Annotated in this window: 18 protein-coding genes and 2 rRNA genes; 10 read left to right on the forward strand and 10 right to left on the reverse strand. The window is 66.7% G+C overall.

Annotation, left to right across the window (positions count from 1 at the left end):
* Positions 1-22: 22 nt before the first annotated feature.
* The 5 genes from Q9G87_RS29205 to Q9G87_RS29225 form a co-directional block, all read right to left on the reverse strand.
* On the reverse strand, positions 23-1,036 hold the full coding sequence (locus tag Q9G87_RS29205; protein ID WP_305919690.1) for an ABC transporter ATP-binding protein: 1,014 nt from the start codon (positions 1,034-1,036) through the stop codon (positions 23-25).
* Complete coding sequence (locus tag Q9G87_RS29210) at positions 1,023-2,057, reverse strand: ABC transporter ATP-binding protein (protein ID WP_305919691.1); 1,035 nt, start codon at positions 2,055-2,057, stop codon at positions 1,023-1,025. Before Q9G87_RS29210 ends, Q9G87_RS29205 begins: the two co-directional genes overlap by 14 nt.
* A 12-nt stretch (positions 2,058-2,069) precedes the next feature.
* Entirely contained in the window at positions 2,070-3,011 is a 942-nt protein-coding gene (locus Q9G87_RS29215; RefSeq protein ID WP_305919692.1) for an ABC transporter permease, read from the reverse strand.
* Positions 3,004-3,948, reverse strand: coding sequence for an ABC transporter permease (locus Q9G87_RS29220; RefSeq protein ID WP_305919693.1), 945 nt, complete (start codon positions 3,946-3,948; stop codon positions 3,004-3,006). The genes Q9G87_RS29215 and Q9G87_RS29220 overlap by 8 nt, the downstream gene beginning before the upstream one ends.
* Before the next feature lie 126 nt (positions 3,949-4,074).
* Entirely contained in the window at positions 4,075-5,718 is a 1,644-nt protein-coding gene (locus Q9G87_RS29225; protein WP_305919694.1) for a peptide ABC transporter substrate-binding protein, read from the reverse strand.
* Between the two features lie 474 nt (positions 5,719-6,192).
* Between Q9G87_RS29225 and Q9G87_RS29230 the strand changes: the two genes are divergently transcribed.
* The 3 genes from Q9G87_RS29230 (at position 6,193) to Q9G87_RS29240 (ending at position 8,592) form a co-directional block, all read left to right on the forward strand.
* A complete protein-coding gene (locus tag Q9G87_RS29230; RefSeq protein WP_305919695.1) occupies positions 6,193-7,128 on the forward strand; it encodes an ABC transporter permease in 936 nt (311 codons plus the stop codon).
* The gene (locus tag Q9G87_RS29235; protein WP_305919696.1) at positions 7,121-7,987 is read left to right on the forward strand and encodes an ABC transporter ATP-binding protein; all 867 of its coding nucleotides are present in this window, start codon (positions 7,121-7,123) and stop codon (positions 7,985-7,987) included. The genes Q9G87_RS29230 and Q9G87_RS29235 overlap by 8 nt, the downstream gene beginning before the upstream one ends.
* Positions 7,988-8,418: 431 nt before the next feature.
* Entirely contained in the window at positions 8,419-8,592 is a 174-nt protein-coding gene (locus Q9G87_RS29240) for a hypothetical protein (protein ID WP_305919697.1), read from the forward strand.
* 476 nt (positions 8,593-9,068) lie between these two features.
* Here the strand turns inward: Q9G87_RS29240 and Q9G87_RS29245 are convergent, their stop codons facing one another.
* On the reverse strand, positions 9,069-9,764 hold the full coding sequence (locus Q9G87_RS29245; RefSeq protein ID WP_305919698.1) for a hypothetical protein: 696 nt from the start codon (positions 9,762-9,764) through the stop codon (positions 9,069-9,071).
* Positions 9,765-10,164: 400 nt separating this feature from the next.
* On the reverse strand, positions 10,165-11,481 hold the full coding sequence (locus tag Q9G87_RS29250) for a KamA family radical SAM protein (RefSeq protein ID WP_305919726.1): 1,317 nt from the start codon (positions 11,479-11,481) through the stop codon (positions 10,165-10,167).
* Positions 11,482-11,682: 201 nt separating this feature from the next.
* On the opposite strand from Q9G87_RS29250, the gene Q9G87_RS29255 reads away from it, so the two are divergent.
* The 5 genes from Q9G87_RS29255 to Q9G87_RS29275 all read left to right on the forward strand — a co-directional run bounded on the left by Q9G87_RS29255 (position 11,683) and on the right by Q9G87_RS29275 (position 19,165).
* The gene (locus Q9G87_RS29255) at positions 11,683-12,240 is read left to right on the forward strand and encodes a DUF1707 SHOCT-like domain-containing protein (RefSeq protein ID WP_305919699.1); all 558 of its coding nucleotides are present in this window, start codon (positions 11,683-11,685) and stop codon (positions 12,238-12,240) included.
* A gap of 328 nt (positions 12,241-12,568) precedes the next feature.
* Positions 12,569-13,588, forward strand: a complete 1,020-nt coding sequence (gene plsX / locus Q9G87_RS29260; protein ID WP_305919700.1) for a phosphate acyltransferase PlsX — start codon at positions 12,569-12,571, stop codon at positions 13,586-13,588.
* A 42-nt stretch (positions 13,589-13,630) separates the two neighbouring features.
* Positions 13,631-15,988 carry an HAD-IC family P-type ATPase gene (locus Q9G87_RS29265; RefSeq protein ID WP_305919701.1) on the forward strand — a complete coding sequence of 786 codons (2,358 nt, stop codon included), beginning with the start codon at positions 13,631-13,633 and terminating at the stop codon, positions 15,986-15,988.
* Positions 15,985-17,712, forward strand: a complete 1,728-nt coding sequence (gene argS / locus Q9G87_RS29270) for an arginine--tRNA ligase (protein WP_305919702.1) — start codon at positions 15,985-15,987, stop codon at positions 17,710-17,712. The genes Q9G87_RS29265 and argS overlap by 4 nt, the downstream gene beginning before the upstream one ends.
* Positions 17,713-17,833: 121 nt before the next feature.
* Positions 17,834-19,165 carry a hypothetical protein gene (locus Q9G87_RS29275; RefSeq protein WP_305919703.1) on the forward strand — a complete coding sequence of 444 codons (1,332 nt, stop codon included), beginning with the start codon at positions 17,834-17,836 and terminating at the stop codon, positions 19,163-19,165.
* A gap of 125 nt (positions 19,166-19,290) precedes the next feature.
* Here Q9G87_RS29275 and Q9G87_RS29280 read toward each other — a convergent pair whose 3' ends face one another.
* The gene (locus Q9G87_RS29280; protein ID WP_305919704.1) at positions 19,291-19,674 is read right to left on the reverse strand and encodes a cell division protein SepF; all 384 of its coding nucleotides are present in this window, start codon (positions 19,672-19,674) and stop codon (positions 19,291-19,293) included.
* Positions 19,675-19,842: 168 nt separating this feature from the next.
* Between Q9G87_RS29280 and Q9G87_RS29285 the strand changes: the two genes are divergently transcribed.
* On the forward strand, positions 19,843-20,607 hold the full coding sequence (locus Q9G87_RS29285; protein ID WP_305919705.1) for a PhzF family phenazine biosynthesis protein: 765 nt from the start codon (positions 19,843-19,845) through the stop codon (positions 20,605-20,607).
* A 496-nt stretch (positions 20,608-21,103) separates the two neighbouring features.
* Entirely contained in the window at positions 21,104-21,289 is a 186-nt protein-coding gene (locus Q9G87_RS29290; protein WP_305919706.1) for a hypothetical protein, read from the forward strand.
* A gap of 60 nt (positions 21,290-21,349) precedes the next feature.
* Here Q9G87_RS29290 and rrf read toward each other — a convergent pair.
* Positions 21,350-21,466, reverse strand: a 5S ribosomal RNA gene (gene rrf / locus Q9G87_RS29295).
* Between the two features lie 73 nt (positions 21,467-21,539).
* A 23S ribosomal RNA gene (locus tag Q9G87_RS29300) occupies positions 21,540-21,660 on the reverse strand; the annotation flags it as partial.

Raw genomic sequence — 21,660 nt, forward strand, 5'->3', positions numbered from 1 at the left:
GGGCCTTCGTGCGACGGGCCGGTCAGCCGATGTGGACCACGTCGTGCGTCTCGGCGAAGTGGCAGGCGCTCTCGTGCCCGGTCCCCGGCCGGATCTGCAACAACGGCTCCTCCTCAGCACAGATCTCCTGCGCCTTCCAGCACCGCGTACGGAACCTGCACCCCGACGGCGGGTTGGCCGGCGACGGCGGGTCGCCCTGGAGAATGATCCGCTCACGCTGCTCCCGTCCCTCGGGGTCGGGAACGGGCACGGCCGACAGCAACGCCTGCGTGTACGGATGCGCCGGCTTGTCGTAGATCTCGGCGTCCTTGCCCAACTCCACGAACTTGCCCAGGTACATCACCCCGACCCGGTCGGAGATGTGCCGGACCACCGACAGGTCGTGCGCGATGAAGATGTACGCCAGATCGAACTCGTTCTGCAGCCGCTCCAGCAGGTTGATCACCTGCGCCTGGATCGACACGTCCAGCGCGGACACCGGCTCGTCGCAGACGATGATCTCAGGCTGGAGCGCCAGCCCTCGGGCGATCCCGATGCGCTGCCGCTGACCACCGGAGAACTGGTGCGGATAGCGGTTGATGTGATCGGGATTGAGCCCGACCACGTCCAGCAGCTCCTGCACCTTCTTGCGGCGGTCGCCCTTCGGCGCCACCTCGGTGTGGATCTCGTACGGCTCCCCGATGATGTCACCCACGGTCATCCGCGGGTTCAGCGAGGTGTACGGGTCCTGCATGACCATCTGGATGTTGCGGCGCATGCGCTTGAGCTCGGCGCCCTTGGCCCGGCCGATGTCCCGACCGTTGATCAGCACCGAGCCCGAGGTCGGCCGCTCCAGCGCCATCAGCACCTTGGCCAGGGTGGACTTGCCACAGCCCGACTCGCCCACGATGCCCAGCGTCTCGCCCTTGTGCAGGTCGAACGACACCCCGTCGACGGCCTTGATGGCGCCGATCTGCCGCTTGAAGAGGATGCCCTGCGTCAGCGGGAAGTGCTTGACCAGGTCGCGCACCTCGAGGATGCGGTCACCGTTCGCCATCGAGGACCTCCCTCCAGTAGTGGCAGGCGCTGTTGCGCGTGCCGCCGATCTTGTGGAGCGGGGGGGTGTCGGTCACGCAGTTGTCCTGCCGGTAGGGGCACCGGGGGTGGAACGCGCAGCCGCTCGGCAGTTCGAGCAGGTTGGGCGGCAGACCCTTGATCGCGTACAGGTCCTGGCCCTTGAGGTCGACCCGGGGGATCGACTCCAGCAGCCCCTTCGTGTACGGATGCGCGGGAGAGCGGTAGATGTCGTGGACGGGGGCGTTCTCCACGATGCGCCCCGCGTACATGACGGCGATCTTGTCGGCCACGTCCGCGACGACGCCCAGGTCGTGCGTGATCAGGATGAGGCCCATCTGACTCTCGCGCTGCAGCTCGGCCAGCAGCTCCATGATCTGCGCCTGGACCGTCACGTCGAGCGCCGTGGTGGGCTCGTCGGCGATGAGCACCTCGGGGTCCAGCGCGATCGACATCGCGATCATGATGCGCTGCCGCATGCCGCCGGAGAACTGGTGCGGGTAGTCGTTGACGCGCTGCCGGGCGGCCGGGATGCGGACGCGGTCCATGAGCTCGACGGCCTTCTTCATCGACTCGCCCTTGGACATGCCGCGGTGCACCCGGAACATCTCGCTGATCTGCCAGCCCACGGTGAACACCGGGTTGAGCGACGAGAGCGCGTCCTGGAAGATCATCGCGATGCGCTGGCCGCGCACCTGCGTGCGGGCCTCCTCCGACAACTTCAGCAGGTCGGTGCCCCTGAAGCGGATCTCCCCTATGGGGATGTGCGCGGGTGGCATGTCCAGGATGCCCATGATCGCCTGAGCGGTCACGGACTTGCCGGAACCCGACTCGCCCAGCACCGCCAGAGTCTCGCCGGGGTTCACGGTGTAGCTCACGCCGTTCACGGCCCGCACGATGCCCGCGCGGGTGCGGAACTCCACGTGCAGGTTGTCAACGGCGAGCAGCGGATGGTCGCCCAGCCCTCCCTCGGCGGGCAACACATCTGGTGACGTTCTGTTCACTGATCCCCCCTTCTACCTGAGCTTCGGGTCGAGCGCGTCGCGCACGGCGTCGCCCAGCATGATGAACGCGAGCACGGTGACGCTCAGGAACACGGCTGGGAAGATCAGCGGCAGCGGCGCCTCGAGGAACCTGCGCTGCGCGTCCGCGATCATCAGACCCCAGGAGATCTCCGGCGGCTGCACACCCACGCCCAGATAGGACAGCGCGGCCTCGGCCGCGATGAATCCGCCGAGGTTGATCGTCGCAACGACGATCACGGGGGCGAGCGCGTTGGGCAGCAGGTGCCTGAACATGATCCGCGCGGGACCCGCGCCGAGTGCCCTGGCCGCGACCACGAAGTCCTGCGATTTGGCGGTGATGACCGCCGCCCGCATGATCCGGAACGTCATCGGCCAGCCCAGGATGGTGAGCGAGATGACCACCAGCCAGATGCCGAGCCCGCTCCCGCGGAAGGTCGAGCCGATGAGCAGCGCGCCCAGGATGCTGGGGATCGCGAAGAAGATCTCAGTGATGCGCGAGGCCACGGTGTCGGTGGCGCCGCCGAAGAATCCGGCGACGAGCCCCATCAGGCCGCCGATGAGGGCCGCGAAGATCGAGGTGCTGATGCCGATCTTCAGGGAGTTCGCCGCGCCGTAGATGGTGCGGGCATACATGTCGCAGCCCAGGTTGTCGCGCCCGAACGGGTGTCCGGCACTGGGCAACTGCCTGGCGGTGGCCAGCTCGCATGTCCTGGGGTTGAACGGGTCCACCGAGCTGAACAGCGACGGCCAGACCGCCATCAGCACCAGCACGGCGATGATGGCGCACGAGACGATGAAGATGGGCCTGCGCCGCAGGTCATACCAGGCGTCGGACCACAGGCTGGCCGGTTTGCCCCCCTTGGTCTCCGCCGGATGGGGAGCCGGGCTCTCTTCGGGGGCGATGGCAGGCCCGCCCGGCAGAATGTTACTCATAGCGGATCCTCGGGTCGAGCACTGCGTACATCACATCCACGGCCAGGTTGGCCACGATGTAGATCAGCACGAGGACGGTCACGATGCCGACAACCATCGGCTGCTCTCGGAGATACACCGAATCGAAGAGCTGGAGACCGACGCCGGGCAGGTTGAAGATTCTCTCGGTGATGACCGCCCCGCCCATGAGGTTACCGAGGTCGGCGCCCAGGAACGTGATGAGCGGGATCAGCGCGTTGCGCAACGCGTGCCTGCCGACAACGCGCCGTCGCGGCAAGCCCTTGGCGGTGGCCGTTCTGATGAAGTCCGCCCGCAACGTCTCGGCCAGGCTGGTCCTGGTGAGACGGGTGAGATAGGCGATCGACACTCCGGCGAGCACGAAGCCCGGCAGCAGATAGCTGCGCAAGCCGTTGCTGATGCCCGCGATCGGGAAGATGTCGACACCCGTCCACTGCTTGAGCTTCACACCCAGCATGTACTGCAGGATGAAGCCGGACACCAGGGTCGGCACCGAGATCAGCAGCAGCGTCGAAGCCAGGATCATGGTGTCGGTGGCCTTACCGCGACGCAGCGCGGCCCACAGGCCCAGACCGACGCCGATGAGTGCCTCGATGATCAGCGCGGTGACCGCCAGGTTGATCGTGACCTGGAACTTTCCGGCCATGATCTGTGACACGGGCACGTCGGCGAAGGTAACGCCGAAGTCGCCACGGAAAAGCACTCCGCTGATGTAGTGCCAGTATTGGAGCAACAGCGGATCGTTGAGGTGATACTGCTCGCGAAGGATCGCGACGATGTTGGGGTCCGCCCGCTTCTCGCCCGCCAGCGCCGCGATGGGGTCACCAGGCAGCGCGAAGACGATGGAGAAGATCAGCAGGGTGGCACCCAGCAACACGGGGATCGACTGGAGCAGACGTCTAATGATGTAACGGCCCATTTAAGCCTCCCGTACATGCGAAGAAGGCCACTCCTCGACCATATGGGTTTCCGGCCGAGGAGCCGCCTCCTCGCTAACCCCTAGAGGGACGGGCGCGTCGCGCGCGCCCGTCCCAGGGAACGATCGTCAGGCCTTCTCGACGTCGGCCCACTCAACCTGGTTGAGCAGGTTGATCTTGACGTTCTTGACACTCGTCGAGTAGCCGGAGTTGTTCCGGTAGAAGTACACGGGGATGTACGGCAGTTCCTCGTTCAGGATGTCGTCGGCCTGCTGGTAGAACTTGAGACCCTCTTCGACCGTGGCGGCCTGGTCACCCTGGGCGATCAGGTCGTCGAACTTCTTGTTGGAGTAGCCACCGTAGTTCGACCCGGTCGCGATGGCGCCGGTGCTGAAGATCGGCGACAGGTAGTTCTCAGCCGACGGGTAGTCGATGGCCCAGCCCATGCGGAACAGGCCCTTGTACGTCTTGGCGTCCAGCTCGTCCAGGATGGCGGCGAACTTCTCGAACGGCTTGGCCGTGGCCTCGATGCCCAGGTTCTGACGGAGGTTGTTGGCAACCGCCTCCATCCACTCCTTGTGGCCGCCGTCGGCGTTGTAGCCGAGTTCGAGCGTCTTGGGGCCGCCGGCCGCGTCGTACAGCTTCTTGGCCTCGGCCGGGTTGTACGTGCAGGCCTTGCAGGCGCCCTGGCGGTAGCCCGCGATGGCCGGGTTGATGAAGTCGTCGGCCGGCGCGCGGGTGCCAGAGAAGACCGTCTCGGCGATGGTCTTCCTGTCGATGGCCATCGAGATGGCCTTGCGGATGTCGACCTTGTTCAGCTCGGGGTTGTACTTGAGCGGAACGCCGATGTAGCCGACGCCGGCGTCCGGCTGGTCCTGGTACCGCTCACCGAGGGTGCTCTTGGCGGTGGAGATCGCGGCCGGGCTGAGCGAGTCGTGGATGTCCAGGTTGTTGGCCTGGAGGTCGTTGAACGCGACGTCCGAGTCCGTGTAGAGCTTGAACTGGAGCTTGGTCCAGCCCTTCGGCTTCGTGCCCGGGTACTTGTCGTAGACCGACATGTCGATGGTCTGGTCGGTGCCCTTCTTGTAGGCCTTGTCCATCTTGAACAGACCCTGGCCGATGGGCTGCTCGCCGTAGGCCTGCGTCACCTTGCCGTCGGGGCCGAAGGCGGCCTTGGGCAGCGGGTAGAAGGCGGTGTAGCCGAGCATGACCTTGAACTGCGAGAACGGCGCCGTGAGGGTGACCTTCAGCGTCGTGTCGTCGACGGCCTCCAGACCCTTCATGGTCTTGGTGGTGACCGTCTTGCCCTCGCCCGGGTTGAGGTCGGCGAAGCCGTCGATGCGGCCGAAGAAGTAGCCGGCGCCCTGGGCGTTCTCCTGGTTGGCCGCGTAGTTCCACGCGTCCACGTAGTTCTGGGCGATGAGGGGCTCGCCGTTGTGCCAGGTGTAGCCGGACTTCAGCTTGATCGTCCAGACCTTCTGGTCATCACTGGTGATCGACTCGGCCGCGGCCTCGACGGCGTTCTTGTTCTCGTCGTAGTTGACGAGGGGCTCGAAGAGAGCGGCGAGGGTCTCGGCTCCCTCGGACTCCGTGGTGTTCGACGGCACCAGGAGCTCCTGGGGCTCACCGAGCTCCATTCGGACCGGCGTTTCTGCGGAGCCGCCACCGGTGGCAGTGCCGCCGGTGTCCGAGGCACCGCCGCCACACGCGGCAACCGCGAGGGCGAGCAGCGCGGTACCGGCGACGATCTGTACGCCCTTAGTAACACGCATAGTGAAAGAAATTCCTCCCTCTACAGTGGGCGTACAGCACTGAGCTGCGGTGGTGTGCGCAGCCTGACGGGAGAGTCCTGGTATCTCCCCCGGGTTTGGCTGACATGGTCAAGCCAGCTGAACGCCCTGCCAGTCGATCGCGACTATCCCTTACTACTTGCCACCAGCGAGTCTCTGGCGCGTTGCAGTTCGGTCACACAAGTGCCTATCCACCGTCACAGACATTCGGCGCGATCTGTGCTAAAGCACACAAAGTTTATACAACCGGTCAAGCCTGGACATGAACAGTCGATGAAAAGTACCTCCTACATGACCGTGCTCGCGCCCTTGCCAGCACACCGCGCCCCGCTGGGCTACGGTTGAGCAGGTCTTGACGACGCCTTGGAACCCAGCGTCCCAAGAGTCCGTCCAACTGACTGTCGCCGCCCCGTGCGACAGGCACCCCACCGACCGGGATCCAATAGAGTCCTTGCCATGAGCCAGCCGGAATCCGCTGTCGCGGACGCCCAGGCGGGCGGCCGAAGCGGGCAGGAGCCGCTGGCCAAGCTCGCCAAGCGATATGGGCTTCGCCGTGCCATCGCGCGGCCGAGGTTTCCTGTCTACCTGCGCCAGTTGTGGCAGCGGCGACACTTCATCCTGACGTACGCGACCTCACGCAACGTCTCGAAATACTCCAGCTCCGCCCTGGGCCAGCTGTGGCAGGTGCTGACCCCCCTGCTCAACGCCGCGATCTACTTCCTGATGTTCGGCCTCATCCTGGGCGGCAGCAAGAACATCGACAACTACGTGGCGTTCCTGCTGACCGGGATGTTCGTCTTCACCTACACGCAGCGGACCGTCACCGCGGGCGCCAAGTCGATCTCGGGCAACCTCTCGATGATCCGGGCCCTGCACTTCCCCCGCGCCTCGCTGCCGCTGGCCTACACGATCCAGGAGCTCCAGCAGCTCGCCATCTCGATGAGCGTGCTCCTGGTGATCGTGGTCGCCACCGGGGAGTGGCCGACCTTCTACTGGCTCATGATCCCGGTGGTGCTGCTCCTGCAGACGCTGTTCAACGTCGGAGCCGGTCTGGTCATGGCCCGCATGGGAGCTTCGCTGCGCGACCTCAACCAGCTGCTTCCGTTCATCACGCGCACCTGGCTCTACGCGTCGGGCGTGTTCTTCTCGATCCAGGACAAGGTCGTCGGATCCGCGGGGCTGCCCCAGTGGGTCGCCAATGTGATGTACGCCAACCCGGCCGCGTCCTACATCGAGTGGATGCGCGAGATCCTCATCAAGTCCCACAACGAGGAGTTCGGCCACCACCCGCCACCGATGGTGTGGATGTCTTGCGTATTCTGGGCGGTGTTCGCTCTCGGATTCGGCTTCTGGTACTTCTGGCGGGCCGAGGAGAGGTACGGGCGTGGCTGAATTGACCAAGGAGCTGTCACAGGTGAAGGGCGATAAGCCCGCCGTTCCCGGCAACGATGTGAAGGTGCATCCTGCCCCGGAGCCCCAGGGCAAGCGGCCCCTCGACGTTCCCACGGGCACTCCGACCGTCATCGTCGACGACCTCCACATCGTCTACCGCGTCTACGGCGCGGCCTCGGACAGCGAGAAGGGCAACGCGGTCAACGCCCTCACGCGCATTCTGAAGCGCCAGGGACGCCCGCAGATGAAAGAAGTCCACGCGGTCAAGGGCGTCACCTTCGTGGCCTATCACGGCGACGCCATCGGCATCGTGGGCCGCAACGGCTCGGGCAAGTCCACGCTGCTGCGCGCCATCGCGGGCCTGCTGCCGCCGCACAAGGGCGCCGTCTACACGGACGGCCAGCCCTCGCTGCTCGGCGTCAACGCGGCCCTCATGCGCGAGCTGACCGGCGAGCGCAACATCGTGCTCGGCTGCTATGCCATGGGCATGACCCCGGCCGAGGTCCGGGAGAAATACCAGGAGATCGTCGACTTCTCCGGCATCGACGAGTTCGTCCAGCTGCCTATGTCCACCTACTCCTCCGGCATGGGCGCCCGCCTGCGCTTCGCCATCTCCTCCGCCAAGACCCACGACGTCCTGCTCATCGACGAGGCCCTGGCCACCGGAGACCGCGAGTTCCGCAAGAAGAGCGAAGAGCGCATCCGCCAGATCCGGGAGTCGGCCGGCACCGTCTTCCTCGTCGCCCACGACCTCAGGGTCATCGAGGAGACCTGCAACCGCGTGATCTGGCTGCACAAGGGCAAGATCAAAATGGACGGCGACCCGAAGGAAGTCATCGCCGCCTACAACAAGGGCTGACCGATATTTTGATCATCTCTTGACTCGGTGCCGCAACCTCCATCCACCGCATTTGCGCTGACGGCCCTCTGAGCGCCCCTGACACAGTCGACAAGCCCATCCCTTACACGCTGCCGTGGCTCCCAACCACCGCACTTCGGCTGAGGGCCCTCCAGGGGAACGGCCTGACCCCACTGCAAGCCGATCTTTTACGCGCTGCCGTGGTCTGCCAAACGCCGTAGGAGGCTGATGGCCCTCCAGGGGAACAGCCTCTGACCCTTCACCGGCTGGGCGCCGTTACGCGAGCCCACGTTGGCCGGCTCCATGGCATGGCTTGTCCTCAGACGCTTCGATCTTGTGTGCGAAACCAGCGTTGCTGTAGGGGCAAAAGACTGACATCGGGGGTGGCGTTCCGATAGGATTCGAACGTCGTTTCGATCCGAGGACCGGTGATGGAGTGGGGGCTCGCGATGGGAGAGCTTTCGGCCGCGATCGACCACCTGGACACCGAGGACGTGTCCGAGATTCCGCGGATGCAGCTCGCTGAACAGCTCATCGAGCTGCACTGGCAGATGGCCAGACTGCAAGCACAAATAGCCCGCCGCACAGGCGTCCGCCTCCCCTGAGCCGCATGCGGCGGTCACCACGCGGGGGCGTGAGGGCGGGCATGTTGGAGCGAGAGGCAGCCAGCACCTCGGTCCGTGAGCGGCTGACACGTCAGCCTTAGGGGGCCGGCAATGCGCTCCGTAGCGGCGCTCAGCCGGTGAAGGGTCAGAGGCCGTTCCCCTGGAGGGCCATCAGCCGAAGTGCGGTGGTTGGCAGGCCACGGCAGCGCGTAAAAAATGGGGTTGCTTGAAGATCCTCAACCGACGAGGTGGAGGTGACACGGCAGCGCAAAGGAAGAGAAACAGCGCAAAGAAGAGAAGATGGGCGCGTGCCGCGCCGCCGCCCTGCGAGAAGAACGGCGCGGCACACGAGAGCGGCTACTTGATCACCGCCATACCCGGTTCCCGAGCGTTGGCACCTAGGACGCCCGCGAACCGGCATGCCGGCTCTCGGCCAGCCGCGCTCTCCGCCTGCACCTCGCGTCTAAGTCGTGAACCTAGTAATCCCACACCGAACTGGTCGGCGCGTCGGAGGTCCACCCGAGAGCGGTCCATAGGTCACTGGAGGAGCCGGTGGTCCCGGGCACCGCCGCGACGAGCGGGGTGACCTCGGCGGGGGCTTGCCCGACCGTCGAGGACAGCTGGCTCGCCATGCCGGGGAGCGCGTCCCTGGCCGCTTGAGCGAGGCCGGCCAGCGTGGAGTCGCTGGTCAGGATCTCGAAGCCCTTCAGGGCGCCGTTCGTGGTCGCCGGCTGCGCGAGGCGGGATGCGCCCGGCACCGACTTGGTCAGACCGCCCTTGCCCAACTGCTTTTGGCCGGCGATGGGCGACAGTTCGGGCAGCGGCCCGCCGAGGCGGGTGACGTCCTCTGCCGCGTTGGGACCGCCGAGGCTGCGTCGGCCCCGCGCCGCGATGGCGGCGTCACGCTCGGCCTCGGTCATCTGGCCCGTCGGCTGAGCAGCGGACTTGGACTTGGTGACGCCGCCGAGCAGCCCGCCGAGCAGGCCTCCGCCGGTGATCCCGCTCAGGAGACCCCCGAGCGGACTGCCTGCCAGGTTGGTGACCCCGCCCAGGCCATCGGTGGGAGCGTACCTGGCCGCGTTGTATTGGACTTCGGCTTGAGCTGGCACGGCCAGAGCCGCCGCCAAGCCGAATGCTGTGACGGCGACCGCCGCCTTGACTACTCGATTCATGTTGCCTTCCCGGCTCGTGATCGATCGCTCTCGAATGCGGTGGAAATGCGAATCGATAACCCCCGTATGCCGCGGCGTACACGCTATGGGCACCACACGGAGCGTGGCATCGCGGCTGAGCTACGCCAGCAGTTCTATCACTCGCGATGATCGGCCGCAGGCGCATGAATGCCCATGTAGCAGGGGTTTGCAGCCTGGTTACCGAGTGCGGGGGGAGCGTTGAGCGGGAAGACAAAACGGAAATAGGAGGGTCTTGTTTCCGATATAGCGCAGGCGATTGCGGGTGTGTGCGGGAAGGCGCGGAGCGGCCCTCCGGCCCGGGCACAATGGGGTCGCGAAAACAATTGTGCCAGGCCGGAGGGCCGCGAATTTTCCGGTTGCTGTGGACGCGCTGGACCGCTCAGACCGGCAGCAGTGCTTCGGCCGGTTCGAACGGAAAACGCTCGGCGAAGGCCGGGCGCAGATCCGTCAGCCAGACCGCCGTCGGGTCGTAGCGCGCGAAGAACGGCCGCCCCACCAGGGAGGGGTCGCGCGCCTGAATGAAGTGGAGCATGAAGACCTGCTCCCCGGCGATTTCCGTGACGCCGTCGACGCATACCTTCCCGGGCGTGGCCGACATGGACGGGCCCCGGACCGTACGGCAGAGTCCGGACACCGTTGAGTACGCATCCCTGAAGATCTCGTACGCGCGGGCCAGGGGAACGGCGAAGTAATCCTGCGGCCCGGTGTCGCGTTCGATGAACATGTAGTAGGGGATCATCCCCATCCTGAGTTGCCGCCGCCACATGGAGGACCACACCACGGGATCGTCGTTGATGGATCGGATCAGCGGCGCCTGAGTCCTGATCGTGGCTCCGCTGCCGAGAATACGCTTGACCGCTGATTCGACCAGCGGCGACTCCAGCTCGCGTGGGTGCGAGAAGTGGGCCATGAACGCGAGGTTCTTGCCCGCGTTCACCACCTCCTCGAACAGGCCGAGCGTGGCGTCCGCGTCGGGGTCGGTGGTGAAACGCTGCGGCCAGTAGGCCAGCGCCTTGGTGCCGATCCTGATCGATTCCAACTGCTCCAACTGGAGCAGCGGCTCGATATATCGCCTGATGACGGGCTCACCCATGATCATGGCGTCGCCGCCGGTGACCAGGACGCTGGTCACCTCGGGGTGCCGGCGCAGGTAGCTCACCATCTGACCGATGTCGTCGGAGGCGAACTTCAGGTCCGCGTCACCGACGAACTGGGCCCACCGGAAGCAGTAGGTGCAGTAGGCGTGACAGGTCTGCCCTTGTTTAGGGAAGATCAGCGCGGTCTCTTGATATTTGTGCTGCATGCCAGGCACAGGCTCCTCGTCCATCTTCGGGACGTTGAGCTCCTTCTGACCTGCAGGATGCGGGTTGAGCTGCGCGCGTACGCGGTTCGCTTCGGCCTGGATCTCGGCGTTGGGCGCTTCGGCCTTCAGCAGATCGGCCAGCCTGGCGACGTCAGCAGCGGGAAGCATGTCCTCCTGAGGGAAGACGAGCCGGTAGATGGGGTCGTCGGGCGCTGCCGACCAATCTATGAGTTCATCCACGACGTAGGCGTTCGTCCGGAAAGGCAGCACCGTGGCCACGGCGCGGACCTTCAGCCGCTCCTCGTCGCCGAGCCCCGCCCGCTGGAGGAGCTCGTCGAGGTGCTTGGACGTGTACGCCTTGAAGCGTCGTGTGCCAGCTTGGTTCAAGATCACTAGGCCTTTCCCATCTTTTTTGTTCGATCGGGTGTAAACCTCACGACCCTGTCGCGCGTCTACGGTCCTTAATACCCGGACGCTCCCCGCCGCGTCAGCGGTTCCGCTGGCCTCCAAGTTTTCCTTCAGGTTCACGGAAATGATCAGCAATCGGTTCACGCCACTCGCGACATATCGCGAATTGGCCTAGACTGACTCTTCGTGACCGACGATCCAGACCTGCGCGCCTCGGACGCCGACCGCGACCGCGTGGCCGCGGTGCTGAGCGAGGCGCTCGCCACAGGAAGACTGACCAGCGTCGAGCACGCGGACCGCCTGGACCTCGCCTACACGGCGAAGTCGGTCGGCGAGCTCGTCCCCCTAACCCGGGACCTGCCCGAGGTGTCCGCGTCCAACGTGCCCGTCGCCATCGAGCGGCAGAAGATCGACTCGAAGTTCAGCAAGATCGTGCGCAAGGGCCGCTGGGTGGCGTCCCGCAACACCAAGCTCACCGCGCGCTTCGGGGCGCTCATCATCGACCTGTCGGACGCCGTGCTGCCCGGGCGGGAGATCACGATCGAGACGAACGCCTGGTTCAGCAAGCTCATCGTACGGGTTCCCGACAACGCCCATGTCATCGACGAGGGGGGATCGATGTTCGGCAAGCGCAATGTGACGGGCGGGTCCCATGCGGATGGGCCGCTGATCCGGGTGACGGGGAGGTCCGTGTTCTCGAAAGTGATCGTCTCCCGCGGCAAGGACGACTGGAACCTGCATTGATCTCCCACCGCTCCCCCGCCGCACCGCGGCTGCCTAAGCGGCGCGCTTGGGGCGGAGAGCGGCAGCTCGCGTGATCAGCGGAGGCTTATTGACCCCCTAAGGCTGACATGTCGGCCGTCGACGGCGTGCACATTCGTCGATTGCGCCCGCGCAGTAGGAGGTTCCGATTCAGTCCCCTAGGAGGGTGGGACTGGAAGGGGCGATGGTGGGAACCAAGAGGTCCTACCCGCCGGTTAACCTTGCAGCTGCCTCGCCTACGATGCGGACATACCGAGCCCGCGTTTCGGCCAAGCCGTGACGGCGGGCTCGATGCCGTACGAGGTGATCATTGTCCGACAGCAAGCCCATCGCGCTGGACGCCATGGGGGGCGACCACGCACCGCACGAGATCGTGGCGGGCGCGGTGCACGCCGTGCGCGAGCGCGGCCTGCCCATCGTGCTCGTGGGCTCCCCCCGCGTGCTCTACGAGGCGCTCGCCGACCACGACGCCACCAAGGAGGTCCCGATCGTCCGGGCTGAGGAGGCCCTGGCGATGGACGAGGGCGCTCTGGCCAGCCTGCGCCGCCCCCGCTCCAGCATCGCGATCGCCTGCCACCTCGTACGGCGCGGCGACGCCAGCGCGGTCGTGTCGGCCGGGTCCACGGCAGGCATCGTGGCCACCGGCAGGCTGCGGCTCAAGGCGCAACAGGGCGTGCAGCGACCCGCCATAGCCGTGGCGCTCCCCACGCTCCCCCGCCCGACCCTGCTCGTGGACGCCGGCGCCAACGCCGAGGTCAAGCCAGAGATGCTGGTGCAGTTCGCTCACCTGGGCACGGCCTACGCCGAGCTGGCCTACGGCATCACCCAGCCCAGGGTCGGCCTGCTCACGATCGGCGCCGAGGCCGAAAAGGGCACCAAGCTCATCAAGCGCGCCCACGAGCTGCTGCAGGCCTCCCCCGACATCACCTTCGCCGGCAACGTGGAAGGCTATGACCTGCTGACCGGCAAGGTCGAGGTGATCACGACCGACGGGTTCACCGGCAACGTGGCGCTGAAGACCATGGAGGGCGCGGTCCGGTACGCGTTCGCCGAGCTCAAGCACACGATCGAGGACAGCAGACTGGCCAGGCTGGGCGCGGCGCTCCAGCGGTCACGCCTGCGTGAACTGCACCGCCGCCTCGACGCGGAGGCGTACGGCGGAGCGGTGCTGCTCGGGCTGAACGGCACCGTCGTCATCGCCCACGGCTCGGCCAGGGCGCCGGCGATCAGCGCGGCCTGCCGGCTCGCGGCCGACCTGTCCAATGAAGGCATCGTGGCCGGAATCGGCGAGAGAGTAGCCGCCACACATCGCTCACACCGGCTGTGGTGACCCCGTAGTCTTTGACACCGATCCACACATACGGGGGGTTATGTGGACGGGCTCGCCTTAACGGTGGATGGGCTCACCTCGGCGCAAGTGGCGCTCGCGAAGGCCAACCACGTCCCGCGCCGGTCGAGCAGATCGCTCGGCGCGATCATCAGAGCGAACGTCCTCACGCTGTTCAACTTCGTCATCGGCGTGCTCTGGGTGCTGATCCTGATCTTCGGTGAGTGGCAGGACGGCCTGTTCGGGCTGATCATCGTGGCCAACGCGTTGATCGGTATCGTCCAGGAGCTGCGTGCCAAGCGTACGCTCGACAAGCTAGCGGTGATCAACGAGGCGCCCGTCCGGGTCCGGCGGGACGGCAGGGACCAGGAGATCCAGCCCCGCCAGGTCGTGCTCGGCGACCTGGTCCTGCTCGGCCCCGGAGACCGCCTGCTGGTGGACGGAGAGGTCGTCCGGTCCGACGGGCTCGAGGTCGACGAGTCGCTGTTGACCGGCGAGGCCGACCCCGTGCACAAGAAGGCGGGCGACGAGGTCCTGTCAGGCAGCTTCGCGGCGGCGGGCTCGGGCGCGTTCGTGGCCACGAAGGTCGGCACCGACGCGTACGCCGTGAAACTGGCCGCGGAGGCCGGCAAGTTCCATCTCGCGCACTCCGAGCTGCGCGCGGGCGTCGCGAACTTCATCAAGTACATCACTTGGCTGGTCATCCCGATCGGTGCCCTGCTGATCTACAGCCAGGTCAGCAACTCGGTCGACTTCGGCACCGCGATCACCGGCGCCGTCGCGGGCATCGTGACCATGATCCCCGAGGGTCTGGTGCTGATGACCTCGATCGCGTTCGCGGTCGGCGTCGTACGCCTGGGTCGCAGCAAGTGCCTGGTCCAGGAGCTGCCCGCGATCGAAGGCCTGGCCAGGGTGGACGTGCTCTGCCTGGACAAGACGGGCACCCTCACCGCCGGCGGCATGGACCTCGATCAGGTGCTACAGCTGCGCGACGACCAGCCGATCGACGGCGCGCTGGCCGCCCTGTCCCACGTCGACCAGCAGCCGAACGCCACCGCCCAGGCCATCCGGGCCCATTACCCCGCCGCCGACGACGGCTGGACCGCCCGCGAGAGCGTGCCGTTCTCCTCGGCACGCAAGTGGAGCGGCGCCGACTTCGGCGAGCGCGGCGTCTGGGTGCTCGGCGCCCCGGACGTCCTGCTGGACGGCGGCGAAGGGTACGACCGGGCCGCCGAACTGGCCGCCACGGGCGCCCGCGTCCTCGCACTCTGCCGCGCCGACCGCCTCCCCGCCCCAACCGGCGGCCTCTCGTCCGCCCCGGCCACAAGACCCGTGGCGGACGGCGGGCGCGTGGCGCTCCAGGCCGTCGCGCTGGTGACGTTCAAACAGCGCATCAGGCCCGACGCCCGCGAGACCCTCCGCTACTTCGCCGAGCAGGGCGTGACGGTCAAGGTGATCTCCGGCGACAACCCCGAGGCGGTCTCCGCGATCGCCACCGCGCTGGGCATCCCTGACGGCGACCGTTCGATCGACGCCAGAACCCTCCCTGACGACGACATGGAGAAGCTGGGCGAGCTCTTGGACGCGCACGCCGTCTTCGGCCGGGTCAGCCCGCAGCAGAAACGCACGATCGTCGCCGCGCTGCAGGCCCGCGGCCACACCGTGGCGATGACCGGCGACGGCGTCAACGACGTGCTGGCGCTGAAGGACGCCGACCTGGGCATCGCCATGGGGGCGGGCAGTCCGGCGACCAAGGCGGTCGCGCAGGTGGTGCTCCTGGACGACAAGTTCGCGACGCTGCCGCACGTCGTGGGCGAGGGCCGCCGGGTCCTGGCCAACATCGAACGGGTCTCCAACCTGTTCCTCACCAAGACCTTCTACGCGATCGTGTTATCGCTGGCCGTCGGCGTGGCCGGGGTGATGTTCCCGTTCGCGCCCCGCCACTCGACCCTGACGAACGCCCTGACCATCGGCGTCCCGGCCTTATTCCTCGCGCTCGCGCCCACCCTCGAGCGCGCCAAGCCCGGGTTCGTGCCCCGCGTGCTGCGGTTCGCCGTGCCGGCGGGGGTGCTGTGCGCGGTGGCGGTGCTGGTGTCGTTCTGGGCCGCGCACAGCGGGACCTCCACGCTCGTCGAGGACCAGACGTCCGCGGTGATCACGCTGTTCCTCACCACGTGGTGGGTGCTCGTGCTGATCGCCAGGCCGCTCAACTGGTGGCGGGTGGTGCTGGTCGCCTCCATGGCGGTGGCGTTCGGGATCGGGTTGACGTTGCCGTTCGTCAGGGCGTTCTTCGCGCTCGAACCCGGTGACATCAGCAACGACCTGACCGCCGTCGGCGTCTCGCTCGTGGCGGCCGCGGCGATCAGCATCGCGGTCAAGGTCGCCGGTACCCTTAGAGCATGACCGACCCGCAGATAGTGCTCACCGAGCGCGTCCAGCAGGCGCTGGCGCACGCGTTCGGCTCGGAGCACGCCGACGCAGATCCGCTGATCCGGCCTTCCCAGTTCGCCGACTTCCAGGCGAACGTCGCGCTGAGCCTGGCGAAGCGACTGCGACGGGCGCCGCGGGAGGTCGCCGAGGCGATCAAGGCGGAGCTGTCGGACTTCCCCGGCACGGTCGAGGTCAGCGGCCCAGGCTTCCTCAACATCACGCTCGACGACACGTGGATCGCCGGCGAGGCCCAGCGCATGCTGGCCGACCCGCGGCTAGGCGTCGGCACGATCACGCCCGCGCAGACCGTGGTGATCGACTACTCCGCGCCCAACGCGGCCAAGGAGATGCACGTCGGCCACCTCCGCACCACCATCGTCGGCGACTCGCTGGCCCGCCTGCACGAGCACCTCGGCAACACTGTGATCAGGCAAAACCATCTGGGCGACTGGGGCACGCCGTTCGGCATGCTCATCGAGCACCTCCTCGACATCGGCGAAGAGACCGCGGTCGCGCAGCTCGAAGCCGGCATGGGGACGGAGTTCTACCAGGCGGCCCGGGTCAAGTTCGACGGCGACGAGGCGTTCAGGCAGCGTGCCCGCTCGCGGGTGACCACGCTGCAGGGCGGCGACCCCACCACGATGCGGCTCTGGCACGTCTTCATGGACGCGACCGTCCGTTACTTCAACAAGGTCTATCAGCTGCTCGGGGTGACGCTCACCGACGACGACATCGCCGGCGAGAGCATGTACAACCCCATGCTGGACAAGACCTGCGACGACCTGGAGGCGTCCGGGACGGCGGTGATGAGCGAGGGCGCGCTCTGCGTGTTCCCGCCCGGCTTCACCGGTTCCGACGACAAGCCGCTGCCGCTCATCATCAGGAAGAGCGACGGCGGTTACGGGTACGCCACCACGGACATGGCCGCCATTCGCTACCGCGTCCACGACCTCAAGGTCGACCGCATCCTCTACGTCGTGGGCAACGAGCAGACGCTGCACTTCAAGATGGTGTTCGCGGCGGCGAAGCTGGCGGGCTGGCTGCCGGACTCCGTCTCTGCCGAGCACATCCAGATCGGCATGATGCTGGGCAAGGACGGCCGCCGGTTCAGGACCCGCTCCGGCGAGTCCGCCAAGCTGATGGACCTGCTGCAGGAGGCCATCGACCGGGCGACGGCGGCGATCTCCGAGCGGGGGTATGACGAAGCCACTCGGAACGAGATCGCACGCGCCGTCGGCATGGGCGCGGTGAAATATGCCGACTTGTCGGTCAGTCACGACAGCGAGTACGTCCTCGACTTCGACCGCATGCTGGCCTTCACCGGCAACACCGGCCCCTACATGCAGTACGCGACGGCCAGGATCCGCTCCATCTTCCGCAAGGCCGGCATCCAGCCGGCCGACGCGACGGCCTCCATCGTGCTGGCCGCGCCCGCCGAACGCGCCCTCGGCCTCCACCTGCTGGGCTTCGGCGAGCTGCTCGCGCAGATCACCGCCGACTCCGAGCCGCACCGGCTGTGTAATTTCCTGTTCCAGACCGCCAGCCTGTTCAGCACCTTTTACGAGGAGTGCCCGGTGATCAAGGCGGGCGTCGACCCCGAGACGAGGGATCACCGGCTCGCCCTGTGCGCACTGACCCTGCGCGTGCTGGAGACCGGGCTCGGCCTTCTGGGCGTTCCCGTCCCCGAGCGTATGTAACAGACAGTTGGTTCAAAGTCCCCGTTCCGTGTTGTGGGCGCGCCTCCACCGGATTGGCGCGCCCCAACGACTACGCTTTACGCGGTCATGAACTGAGGCCGACATGGGGGAGTTCTCTGCCTTGAGCACGGACCTGACTGCGAGCCCCCAGGCAGCGACGGAGGTGCATCGTTACGCCGAGGCTCTGCTGGCGCACCTCGCCGCGAACGGCAGCGTGCCACCCGCCGCACCGGGGTTCCGCGACGTACCCAGCTACTGGCTTCCCCCGGCCATCGAGGCACTGGCCGCGATTCTCGCCGGCGACGACCCGCTGGAGCCGCTGAGCCGGGCGGCCGGTCGTGACCAGCAGCGGACCGCGCTCTTCCTGTGCCTGGCGCTCGCGGTGTCCGGGCAGGGCAGCCGCATCCACGCCTCGTGGCTGGGCACCGCCTTCGGCGAGCTGTCACTCGACCGGCCGGTCACGCACGGCCAGCGCTCGCTGTGGCTGGCCGCAGCCAGAGGCGCGTACGGCCCGGCCGGCAAGATCTTCGTCCTCCGCAAGCTCGACGCCCTGGCCGTCCAGGAGCACGCCGACCCCGAGCAGTGGATCCAGGCATTGATCCCCGGCAAGCCGACGGTCGTCGTTCCTCCGTCGCTGGTCGACTTCCCGGAGATGGCCGAGATCCCCGAGCTGGCCCGGCCGTCCATGGCCGCCGATCGCCTGAGGAGGCTCCGCGGCCGATGCGCGGAGATCACCTCGACCCGGCAGGCAGAGCACGACTCCACCGCCCCGCTCGACAACAGCTCGGGCAGCCCGGCCGTGACCTGGGCCGAGGACGAGCCGCTCGCCGTGCTGCGCTCGCTGATCGGCTCTGGCGGTCCTGAAGGGCCGATGGCCTCGCTCGGCACACACTTGCTCGACGACCTGCGTCCCGGCGCCGACCCGCACCTCGCGGCGATCGCGCTGCACGTGGCGGCGCCGGTCCTGCGTGGCGTGGCCGAGGAACTGGAGTCCGACAGCCGGCGGGAGCCGCCTGCCACGCTCACCGTGCCGCTGCTCGGCCACCGCATCCACCTGCGTCCCGAAGGCCCCGACCAGTCCTCGCTGGCCGCGGCCGAGCACTCGATCATCACCGAAGGAGCCGTGCCGCGCCCTCTCCCGTGGGCCGCGATGATCCTGATCGTGACCGGGATCGCCTGCCTCATCGGGGCGGCGCTGGTCAACAGCCTGCTCGCGGCGGCCGGCGTGACCATGATCGGCCTGGCCGGCTGGCAACTCTGGCAGCGCCGCAAACTGGTCCAAGCGGACGCGCAGTTCGTGGGGGCCCAGGTCGGCGAGCTGAGGGAACTGGCCGAAGGGGCGGTGTGGGCGCTGCACGCGTACGCTCGCGAAGCGGACGAACGCGCGAAGCAGGCCGCCGACGACGCAGCTGAACTGACTCGGCTGATCCGTCGCGGCCCGCGCGCCGCGTAATGGATCTCTGGCAAGAGCTGAGCTGAACCAGCCAGCCGAACAGCACCATCCCGCCAACCGTCGCGGACGCGCTGGAGGCGAGCCACCGCGGCGGCAGCCCGCTCAGCGCTCAGCAGGTGTTGCTCTTAAGTCGTCTCGATCTCCACATGAGACGGGGCGAGCAGGAAGACACGATCGGCGATGCGCTCGATCCGCCCCTCACACCCGAAGGCCAGTCCGGCGGCGAAGTCGACCATCCGCGTCGCCTCGGGCATCGCCATGCCGGAGACGTCCATGATCACAGTCTGCCCTTCGCGGAAGTGCTGACCGATCAACGGCGCGTCGTTGTACTTGAGCGGCTGGACCATCACGATGCGCGACGAGTCGACGTTCGCGCGCCACCGTCTGGCGGCCCGCTCGGTCGCGGGGACGTATTCGTCCTCGTAGTGCTCGTCGTCGTCATAGCCCTCGTCGTAGTGATCGACCCCGCTCAGGCCAAGGTAGCTCACCACCTTGCGCACTGCCCCCATCGGCTTGTCCTTTCCTCAGGAACTCACCGTAATCGGCACGTCCCTACACATTGGACGGTAACCGACGATTCCTCGTTCGCCACGCGACACGCCCAGCCCTAATTCCATTTTGTACGGCTTGCAGCTCGCTTGCAGCTCGATATCCGTGCCCCGTATAGCATCGGCTACATGCGACTCTTCACTGTTGACGCCTTCACCAGCACAGCTTTCCGAGGTAATCCGGCGGCCGTCTGCCTGTTGGAGACCCCGGTTACTGACAGCTGGATGCAGAGCGTGGCCGCCGAGATGAACCTCTCCGAGACCGCCTTCCTGCTCGGCGATTCGTTGCGCTGGTTCACCCCTGCGGTTGAGGTCACGCTCTGTGGTCATGCCACGCTGGCGACGGCCCACGTGCTCTATTCCACGGGTGCGGCGACGGGGCAGCTCGAATTCAAGACGGCCAGCGGCACGCTTACCGTGAATCGTCTCGGCGACGGCATGATCACGATGGATTTTCCGGCCAAGGAGGTGACCCCCGCTCCGGCGCCCGACGGTCTGGAGAAAGCACTCGGCGTGACACCTGTACAGGTCGGAAATAGCCACCTTGACCTGCTGGTGGAGGTGGACTCTGAGGAAACCGTGCGGACCCTTTCCCCCGATATCACCGCCTTGGCCGCCCTGGACGCCAGAGGCGTCATCGTCACCGCCCGCGGCACCGACACGGATTTCGTCTCCCGTTTCTTCGCCCCCAAGGTCGGCGTCCCCGAGGACCCGGTAACGGGTTCGGCGCATTGCGCGCTCTCGCCGTATTGGTCGGCTCGCCTGGGTCGCGCCTCATTGGTCGGCGCCCAGTTGTCGAGGCGAGGCGGCCTGGTCCGCGTGACGCTGGACGGCGACCGCGTGCATCTGGCCGGCCGAGCCGTGACAGTCCTCTCGGGCACCTTGCATGTCTGACATGGATCTCACTTTACGCGATCGCGAGATTACACAGAGCGGGACGCGCGTGTCGCCGGCAGATCCTGACTCCCATCGGCAACTGCTCAAGGGTGCGCTGACCGGTTCGACCGTTCCCGTTGGCATACGCCCCCGGCCCCAACCCCACGAGACCGCACGAGTGGGGTGCCCCTACAGGGCTCCCAAGGGCTGCCGTGGCCGTCGCAAGCGCTTGCTCACTGCGGAGTTGACGGGTTAGTGTCGTAGCGACGCGATCCAGAATGATGGAACCCGGGGACAGGTCGTTCCTCATTCAGGGCTGACGAAGCAGCTGGATCATCCGCGATGTCCCGTGTCAACGGACACGCGTTCCGGGGGGAAAAGGCGCCGCCGGCGTCTGGGAACTGACCCAACGGACCGTGGACCGGGATCGCAGATGATCGTGATAAACGCAACCTGGCAACGAGTGGCACTCGGTGCGCTTTTGGTTCTCCTCCTGATCCCCGTGGTCGCGCTGATGGCACCCGTTCTCCCTTTCCTGATCTGGCGCGTCGAAGGCCGGGAGTTCGTGCTCGCCCTGTTTGACAAGATCACGGACCTTGCCAGGGCGCTCGTCCCCAGGGAGGAGAGTCGCGACTCGCCCGGCGCGGGCTTGAAGCCGGCGCCGCGCGGGTCGAAGAGGATCAGGTCGGCGGCGAGCTGAGTGCAGGAAAAAGAAAAGCCCCGACGCGTTGTGCGTCGGGGCTTTCCCCAATCAAAGATTGTCCGGCGGTGACCTACTCTCCCACACCCTCCCGAGTGCAGTACCATCGGCGCGGGGAAGCTTAACTTCCGGGTTCGGAATGTAACCGGGTGTTTCCTTCCCGCCATAACCGCCGTAACCCTGAGAAACAGCCTGTTTGCTGTCTCAGAATTGCGTAGTGGACGCGAGCAACGACTAACAAGTCTGCTTTGTGGTCAAGTCCTCGGCCTATTAGTACCGGTCAGCTCCACGCGTTACCGCGCTTCCACCTCCGGCCTATCAACCCGGTCGTCTACCGGGGGCCTTACCCACTCTCGTGGTGGGAGACCTCA

This window comes from Nonomuraea turcica (assembly GCF_030718205.1).
Classification (GTDB): Bacteria; Actinomycetota; Actinomycetes; order Streptosporangiales; family Streptosporangiaceae; genus Nonomuraea.

Excerpts from the sequence above, each read along its gene's own strand:
- Q9G87_RS29205 (WP_305919690.1), bottom strand. The coding sequence starts at position 1,036 with ATGGCGAACGGTGACCGCATCCTCGAGGTGCGCGACCTGGTCAAGCAC.
- Q9G87_RS29215 (WP_305919692.1), bottom strand. The coding sequence starts at position 3,011 with ATGAGTAACATTCTGCCGGGCGGGCCTGCCATCGCCCCCGAAGAGAGC.
- Q9G87_RS29220 (WP_305919693.1), bottom strand. The coding sequence starts at position 3,948 with ATGGGCCGTTACATCATTAGACGTCTGCTCCAGTCGATCCCCGTGTTG.
- Q9G87_RS29225 (WP_305919694.1), bottom strand. The coding sequence starts at position 5,718 with ATGCGTGTTACTAAGGGCGTACAGATCGTCGCCGGTACCGCGCTGCTC.
- Q9G87_RS29230 (WP_305919695.1), top strand. The coding sequence starts at position 6,193 with ATGAGCCAGCCGGAATCCGCTGTCGCGGACGCCCAGGCGGGCGGCCGA.
- Q9G87_RS29240 (WP_305919697.1), top strand. The coding sequence starts at position 8,419 with ATGGAGTGGGGGCTCGCGATGGGAGAGCTTTCGGCCGCGATCGACCAC.
- Q9G87_RS29245 (WP_305919698.1), bottom strand. The coding sequence starts at position 9,764 with ATGAATCGAGTAGTCAAGGCGGCGGTCGCCGTCACAGCATTCGGCTTG.
- argS (WP_305919702.1), top strand. The coding sequence starts at position 15,985 with ATGACCGACCCGCAGATAGTGCTCACCGAGCGCGTCCAGCAGGCGCTG.
- Q9G87_RS29280 (WP_305919704.1), bottom strand. The coding sequence starts at position 19,674 with ATGGGGGCAGTGCGCAAGGTGGTGAGCTACCTTGGCCTGAGCGGGGTC.
- Q9G87_RS29285 (WP_305919705.1), top strand. The coding sequence starts at position 19,843 with ATGCGACTCTTCACTGTTGACGCCTTCACCAGCACAGCTTTCCGAGGT.
- Q9G87_RS29290 (WP_305919706.1), top strand. The coding sequence starts at position 21,104 with ATGGCACCCGTTCTCCCTTTCCTGATCTGGCGCGTCGAAGGCCGGGAG.